General features: G+C 65.6%; 4 protein-coding genes. 1 reads left to right on the top strand and 3 read right to left on the bottom strand.

Annotation, left to right across the window (positions count from 1 at the left end; genetic code table 11):
* The 3 genes from DM995_RS21060 to DM995_RS21050 all read right to left on the bottom strand — a co-directional run.
* Positions 1-1,548: alpha-glucosidase (locus DM995_RS21060; RefSeq protein ID WP_116970964.1), on the bottom strand; the 1,548-nt coding region annotated here is incomplete at its 3' end.
* A 10-nt stretch (positions 1,549-1,558) separates the two neighbouring features.
* Complete coding sequence (locus DM995_RS21055) at positions 1,559-3,391, bottom strand: alpha-amylase family glycosyl hydrolase (protein ID WP_116970963.1); 1,833 nt, start codon at positions 3,389-3,391, stop codon at positions 1,559-1,561.
* A gap of 81 nt (positions 3,392-3,472) precedes the next feature.
* On the bottom strand, positions 3,473-6,358 hold the full coding sequence (locus DM995_RS21050) for a TonB-dependent receptor (protein WP_157973460.1): 2,886 nt from the start codon (positions 6,356-6,358) through the stop codon (positions 3,473-3,475).
* Positions 6,359-6,576: 218 nt separating this feature from the next.
* On the opposite strand from DM995_RS21050, the gene DM995_RS21045 reads away from it, so the two are divergent.
* The coding region (locus DM995_RS21045; RefSeq protein WP_157973459.1) for a LacI family DNA-binding transcriptional regulator at positions 6,577-7,313 on the top strand (737 nt) is incomplete at its 3' end.

Here is a 7,313-nt window from a genome sequence, read left to right as displayed (position 1 = left end):
CGTGGCGGGCCAGGGGGCCGGCTCGGCGGACAGGTTAAACGCGGCGACGATGCGCTCGCTCCCCTCGATCCGCTCGAACGCCAGCACCTGCGCGTCGCAATGCAGGATCGTGATGCCGCCCGTCGCGAGCGCCGGATGCGTCTTGCGCAGGGTCAGCGCGGCGCGGGTGAGGTTGAGCAACGAGGCCGGATCGGCGCTCTGCGCGTCGACCGCGAGCGGACCGTGATCGTCGCCGAAGGGCAGCCACGGATCGCCGCTACCGAAACCCATGTCGTTGGCGTTCCTGCGCCACGGCATCGGCGTGCGCGCGCCGTCGCGGCTCAGCGTCAGCGGCCAGTTGGCGATCGCCTCGGGGTCCTGCAGTCGCTCGAACGGGATCTCGACCTGCGGCAGGCCGAGCTCCTCGCCCTGATAGAGGAAGATGTTGCCGCGCAGCGCGACGAGCAGCAGGATCTTGAGCCGGGCGAAGGCCTCGCGATGCTCGGGCGCGGCCCAGCGCGAGAGCGCGCGCGGCGCGTCGTGGTTCTCGAACGCCCAGCTCGGCCAGCCGGTGCCGGGCGTATCGGGCCAGCCGGTGAGCGCCTGCGCGACGATCTGCGGCGTCAGCTTCTCGGCATAGAGAAAGTCGAAGCCATAGGCGCTGTCGAACCGCGTGCCATGCGCGGTGAACAGCTTCATCTCGCGCTCGGCATCGTCGCCGCCCACCTCGGCGACGGTGAACTTGTCGCCATAGCGGTCGATCAGCGCGCGCATCCGCTCGACAAAGCCGGGAATGTCGGCATGCGACTGGTTGAACACCTTCAGCTGGAAATCGAACGGCCGGGTGCGCGGCTTGCCGGTGTCGGGCGCGGGCGGATTGTCGCGCAACTGCGGATCGTGCATCGCGAAATTGACCGCGTCCATGCGGAAGCCATCGACGCCGCGATCGAGCCAGAAGCGCAGCACGTCGAGCAATGCTGCCTGCACCGCCGGGTTGTGCACGTTGAGCTGCGGCTGCTCCTTCAGGAAATTGTGCATGTAATACTGGCCGCGCCGTGCATCCCAGGTCCAGGCGGGGCCGCCGAAGACCGACTGCCAGTTGCTCGGCGGGCTGCCATCGGGCTTGGCATCGGCCCAGACATACCAGTCGGCCTTGTCGGCGTCGGCGCTCGAGCGGCTGTCGACGAACCAGGGGTGCTGGTCCGAACTGTGCGAGAAGACCTGGTCGATCAGCACCTTGAGGCCGAGATCGTGCGCGCGTGCGACCAGCGCGTCGAAATCGGCGAGCGTGCCGAAGATCGGATCGACCCCGCAATAATCGGCCACGTCATAGCCGAAATCCTTCATCGGCGACGGGAAGAAGGGCGAGAGCCAGATCGCATCGACGCCCAGGTCCGCCATATGATCGAGCTTCGCGGTAATCCCCGCCAGATCGCCGATGCCGTCGCCGTTCGCATCGGCAAAGCTGCGCGGATAGATCTGGTAGATGCTTGCGCCCTTCCACCAGGGGCGGGGGACACCGGTGCCATGGTCGGGATCGGGCCGGGTATCGCAGAGCGGCTTGGTCATTCCTGGGCTTTCAGTCGATCGGGGTGGCGCGGCAGACGGCATAGCCGAACGGGGCCAGGCGGATCGCGACCGATCCCGGCGCGCTGGCGCTGGTCGGGCAGTTGCCGGCCAGGCCGATGAACGCGCGCGAGCGATAGCCGATCTCGACATTCATGCTGACGGGCTGGTCCGAGGTGTTGACCGCGACGAGGATTTCCTCGCCATCGTCCGCGCCGCGCGTGAAGGCGAGCAGGCCGGGCTTGGGGCCATAATGGCGCAGCACGGTGCGCCCGTCGCGCAGCCGGGGATGCGCCTTGCGGATCGCCGCCAGCTCGGCGATCAGCGCATAGAGCGGGTGCGCGGGGTCGAAATTCTCGGCCGCGGTGGTCGCCGCCGATCCGACCAGCCGGTTGTCGTTATAGCTCGCGACGCGGCTCGCGAACATGTCCTCGCGCGCGTCCTGATCGTTGCCGTCGCCGGTAAAGCCCTGCTCGTCGCCATAATAGATGGTCGGCACGCCGCGCGCGGTCATCATCAGCACATGCGCGAGCTTCATCCGCGCCAGCCGCTCTTCCTCGCTGGCCTGGGGATAGGCCTTGTCGAGCATGTGCCCGAGCCGGCCCATGTCGTGATTGCCGAGAAAGGTCGGCAGCGTGAGCGCGGTCGCATCGCCGCCCTCGTACAGCACGTCGCCCGCGATCAGCCCGGCGAACAGGTCGGTCCCCGCCTTGCCGGTGAGCATGTCGCGCACGGCGGCCTGGAAGGCGAAATCGAGCACGGCGGGCAGCTTGTCGCGCCGCGTATGCTGCGCGAGATAGCCGGGGTCCATCGCGTCGTTGGCGACCTCGCCGAAAATGTGGAAATGCGGGATGCCCTTGGCCCTGGCGCGCTCGAGCATCGCGGGGGCAAAGCGCGCCCAGAATTCGGGGTTCACGTGCCGCGCGGTATCGATGCGAAAGCCGTCGATGCCGAACCGGTCGATCCAGCTCGCGTAAATCTCGATGAACCCGTCGACCACGCGCGGGCTCTCGGTCATCAGATCGTCGAGCCCGACGAAATCGCCATAACGCGAATCCTCGCCATAGAAGCTCGTATTGCCGCGATTGTGGTAATGGATCGGATCGTTGAGCCAGGCGGGAAGCTTGATCTGCTCCTCGCCCCTGGGAAGCTGCGGGGTATAGGCATAAGATGGATCGGTCAGCCGCGCAAAATTCTCTGCGGTGCGGACCTGATCGCCTTCGAAGCCGCCATTGATCCGCTCGCCGTTGAGGCCGCCCTTGGTCCAATAGGGATAATCGGCCTTGGAGCGATAGGCGCAGACTGGCTGGCCGACGCATTCCCTGAAATAGATGACATCGGCAGTGTGGTTGGTGATGATGTCCATATAGACCTTGATGCCGCGCGCGTGCGCCGCATCGACAAAGGCCCGGAACTCGTCATTGGTGCCGAAATGGCTGTCGACCCTGGTGAAATCGGTCACCCAATAGCCGTGATAGCCTGCGCTTTCCTGGCCCGGCTCGCCCTGCACGGGCTTGTTCTGGAAGATCGGCGCGAACCAGATCGCGGTGACGCCGAGGCGCTGGATGTAATCGAGCTTCTGCGTGAGGCCCTTGAGGTCGCCGCCATGGAAGAAGCCCTTGTGCGCGGGGTCGAAGCCGGTCTTGAGCCGGTCGCCCTTCAGCCCGCCGCGATCGTTGGAAGGATCGCCATTGGCGAAGCGGTCGGGCAGCACGAAATAGATGATCTCGTCCTGCGGGGCGCGGCTGCGCACGGTGGCTTCGCTGTAATCGGGGGCCTGCGCCGCGGCCGGGGCCGAAACGGCCAGGGCGGCCAGTCCGGCCAGCGTCATCCAGTGTCGCACCATGCGCCTACCTCGCAGAAAATAACGGGGGGCGGGTGGGGAAACCCGCCCCCCGACTGGTAACCAGGTTCAGAATTCGCCCGTTCAGAATTCGTAGGTCGCGCCCAGGAAGAAGGTGCGGCCGAAATTCTGGATCGTTCCCGTCTGGGCGACATTGCCCCAATAGGTCCGGGTCGGTTCATCGGTCAGGTTGTTGACCTGCGCAAGCAGCTTGAGCCCGCGCAGCACGCTGCCTTCCTGGAACTGGTATGAAAGCTGCGCATCCATCACCGTTTCCTTGGCGCTGGTCAGGACGAGTTCGCTGATGCCGATCTGCGGGCTGACGAAGCTCGAACGGTGGCGGGTGCTGAGGCGCGCGCCGAACCCGGCCTTTTCGTAGAACACGGTCGGGTTGAACACGTGCTCGGACAGGCCCGGCAGCGGCAGGTTGATCGAGGCGCCGCTGGTCGCGCTGGGGAATTCCAGGTCGCTCTTGCTGTACGCATAGTTCAGCTGAACCCCAAGACCATCGAAGGGAGCGGGCAGTTCGACGAAGGTCTTGGAGAACTGGAATTCGATGCCATAGACATAGCCGCCATCGCCGTTGATCGGCGAGGAGAAGCTGCCCACTGCGTTGCCGGGAATGTTGGTGCCCGGGATCGGCGGGGGGGTGATGCCGTTTTCGACATAGTTGAACTGCGGAATCGTGCCGTTGATGATGTACGATTCGAGGTCCTTGTAATAGGCGCTGACCGCGAACACGCCCGAATTGCCGAAATAGTGCTCGTAGCTCAGGTCGAACTGGTTGGCGCGATAGGGCGACAGGTCGGGATTGCCGCCGCTGCCGCTGGTGTTGCCGTCCGATCCGGTGTTGACGCTGATCGAACCGCGCAGTTCGAAGAAGCGCGGGCGCGAGATCTGACGGCTGTAGCTGGCGCGCAGGATGTCGCGGTCCGACAGGTCGAGGATCAGGTTCATCGCCGGCAGGAAGTCGTTGAACGTCCGTCCGCGCGTCACCGGACGGCGGTTCTCGCGCGCCGGCGGCGGGGTGGCGGGGTTGTCGACCAGGTTCGGGTCGGCAAAGTTGACGGTCGAGCTCTGCTCGGTGCGGACATAGCGGCCGCCGATATTGCCGTGGAAGCGCAGGCCGCCGAGCTCGGTGTCGAAATCGAGCTGGGCATAGCCGGCATAGGTCTCTTCATCGATGCGGAAGCTCTGGTCGATGGTGAAATCGAAGGCGATCTGGTCGGTCGGCTGGCGCACGCCCAGCGTGTTGCCGAAGGCGAGATTGAACGCGCCGTCGATATCGACCACCGCAAAGCCGGGCAGGCCCGCCGCTGCATAGCCGCCCGAGAAGCCGGCCTGCTTGACCAGATTGCCGGGCACCGCGAGCGGGCTGCCGGGAATGCCGAAGGTGTTGAACGAGGTCACCCGGCGGTCGCCGCGACGGTCGGCATAACGGAAGCCGAAGCGCAGCGCGTCGAGGAAATTGGCCTCGTCGAAGCGGATGACCAGATCGGTCGCCGCGGCAAACAGCTCGTCGCTATCGGCCTGCGGCACCAGGAACTGGCCATCGAGGAAAAAGCCGCCGCCCGCCGGATCGACATCGGTGAAGTTCGAGCCGATCGAGCGGATGGTCGGCAGACGCGTGCCGTTGAGCTGATAATCGACCGAGATCAGCCCGGGGATCGAATCCGCGCGGCGCAGGCCGGTGGGCGTGTTGACATAGGGGCGCAGGTTGATGCCCGCATTGTTGAAGAAGCTGGTGCCCTTCGAATAGCCGACATCGACGGCGAGGGTGACGCGGTCGCTGAAGTCATAGGCCAGGTTGCCGCCGATGGTGTAGAGCTCGTCGCGGCGGCTTTCATCCTGGTTGACCAGCTCGGTGCCCAGGCCAAAGCCGAAGCCGTTCGAACCCACCTGGTTGACGATGCGTCCGCCGATCAGCGCGTTGTTGGCGATCACCGGGTTGATGAACTGGTTGTCGCCCGATTGCGGCGACACGACGCGCAGGCCGCGACGCTGCACGTCCGACTTGAAGCGCGAATAATAGCCGTCGATGAGGAGGCGGAGACGATCGCTCGGCCCCCACTGGATCACGCCGATCGCCGCATCGCGGGTCTCGCGTCCGCCGAACTGGATGCCCTCGAAACCGAAATTGAGCGAATCCGGCCGGCCGTCGCCATTGAAGTCGCGGGTGGGCGATCCGTTGGTGCCGGGGATCGGGAAGTCGAACTGGACGAAGCGGGTCGCGACGTTCGGCTGATAGAGCCGGGCATAGCCCAGCGCGATGCCGAGCGTGTCGTCGAGCAGCTTGGCCTGGACCGATCCGGAGACGCGATAGCCATAGGACGAGACGTCGGGGCTTTCCTTCGCGCGGTCGTTGTACAGGCCGCGCAGGTTGATCGTTGCCTTGAACGCGTCGGCATTGTCGAGCGGGCGCACGGTCTTCAGCTCGACCTTGCCCGCGATGCCGCCCTCGATATGGCTGGCGAGCGGGGTCTTGTAGACTGCGGCCTGGTTGATCAGCTCCGAGGGATACTGGTCGAACTCGATCACGCGGTTGCCGCTGGTGGCGACCTGTTCACGGCCGTTGAGCGTCGCGGAAACGAGGTCCTGCGAAAGGCCGCGGATGTTGATCGCGCTCGCCTGGCCGCCGGTGCGCTGCGAGGTGACGCCGGGCAGGCGCGCCAGCGATTCCGCGATCGACACGTCGGGCAGGCCGGCGATGTCGTCGGCGGTGACGATATCGACGATGAAATTGCTCTCGCGCTTGGCGGCGATCGAGTTCTCGACGCTGGCGCGGAAGCCGGTGACGACGATGACGCCGCCTTCCTCGTCGATCTCGGCAGTGCCCTGCGGCTGCTCGGCATCATTGGCCTGCGCGAGCGCCGGGCTGGCAGCGCCGATCATCAGTGCGGTGGACAGGGCGGCAAGGCTGGTGCGGCCGGACGCAAGGCGCAGACGACGGGCGCGAAAAATCGCTTTCATGATCACTCTCCCCAGGGGCCCCGCGCGGCAATGGCGGGGATGATTTCTGGCGTCTGAAGGAAGTCCAGAGCCGCCGGCTTTCAGGTGAACCGGTCGGCAGTCTGAATAACCTTTGCACCACGTTTGCAAAAGGCATACGCATACGTATTCAGGCCGAAAGGTCGCAAACACGCGGGAATCGCGCGGTTTTGCAAGCGACTGGAAGCCGAAGGGGCAGGATGGGACGCAGGCCAACCTCATTCGATATCGCGCAGCTTGCGGGCGTCTCGCAGCCCACGGTTTCGCGCGCGCTGAGCGGCAATCCGGCGGTGAGCGAACAGACGCGCAGACGCATCCAGGCGATCGCCGCGCAGCTCAATTATTCGGTCGACAAGAACGCCTCCTCGCTGCGGCGGCAGCAGGCGAACACGCTCGCCCTGCTGTTCTTCGAGGACCCGACGCCCGACGATTCGATGATCAACCCGTTCTTCCTGGCGATGCTGGGGTCGATCACGCGCACCGCCTCGCGCGCGGGTTTCGACCTCCTGATCTCGTTCCAGCAGCTCTCCAGCGACTGGCATGTCGATTATCAGGACAGCCACAAGGCCGATGGGATCATCCTGCTCGGCTATGGCGACTACGAGGATTATCGCGCACGGCTGACGCATCTGGTGGAGCAGGGCACGCATTTCGTGCGCTGGGGCTCGCCAATGGCGAACGAGCCGGGCATCACTTTGGGGTCGGAGAACCGCAGCGGTGGCTATGCCGCGACCCGCCACCTGATCGCGCGCGGACGACGGCGGATCGCGTTCATAGGCACCGCATCGAGCCATGCGCCCGAGTTCGAGGACCGCTGGCGCGGCTATCGCGATGCGCTGGCCGAGGCGGGGCTGGAGGCCGATCCGGCGCTGCAGCGCGATTCCGTCACCTCCGAAGAGGCGGGGCACGAGGCGGTGCGATCGCTGATCGCCGCGGG

The sequence above is a fragment of the Blastomonas sp. UPD001 genome (genome assembly GCF_003426715.1).
Classification (GTDB): Bacteria; Pseudomonadota; Alphaproteobacteria; order Sphingomonadales; family Sphingomonadaceae; genus Blastomonas.
This window is presented reverse-complemented; position numbering and strand designations above follow the sequence as displayed.

Excerpts from the sequence above, each read along its gene's own strand:
- DM995_RS21055 (WP_116970963.1), bottom strand. The coding sequence starts at position 3,391 with ATGGTGCGACACTGGATGACGCTGGCCGGACTGGCCGCCCTGGCCGTT.
- DM995_RS21050 (WP_157973460.1), bottom strand. The coding sequence starts at position 6,358 with ATGAAAGCGATTTTTCGCGCCCGTCGTCTGCGCCTTGCGTCCGGCCGC.